General features: G+C 30.4%; 1 protein-coding gene. It reads right to left on the bottom strand.

The genetic code is table 11. The annotated features are described in order from the left end of the window. A partial coding sequence (locus tag KEM10_RS24145; RefSeq protein WP_212221067.1) for a hypothetical protein occupies positions 1-298 on the bottom strand: 298 nt, incomplete at its 3' end. Positions 299-359 lie beyond the last annotated feature (61 nt).

The following is a 359-nucleotide window of genomic DNA, read 5'->3' as shown; positions in this document are numbered from 1 at the left end:
CATATTCGTAGCAGAATAAATATAAATTACCATTCTTAGCTTTCCAATAATGTGTGAAATATTTTGGGTTAAATCCTTCAGCTAAGAGATCAGTCTTATGAACTGTTGCCTTTCCTGCTTTATTATATGATTTTAATATTTTTCTATTGGCTTTTAATTGAGTATCTATTTTATTGAATAAAGGTGTTTCTTTGAATTTGCTTTGTTGGTAGTGATAAGCTGACTTACAGTATGGAGAACAAAATTTTTTGTCACTTCTTCCTGTTATCTCTTCATTGCAGTGTGGGCATAAAGGCATGGTAAAGTCGTAGAGTTAAACGGATAATATACGTATAAATGTACGGTTGAATTATGTATTT

This window comes from Carboxylicivirga linearis (genome assembly GCF_018271995.1).
GTDB classification, from domain to species: Bacteria; Bacteroidota; Bacteroidia; order Bacteroidales; family Marinilabiliaceae; genus Carboxylicivirga; species Carboxylicivirga linearis.
The sequence above is the reverse complement of the archived record's forward strand: the minus strand, read 5'-3'. Positions and strand labels throughout refer to the sequence as shown.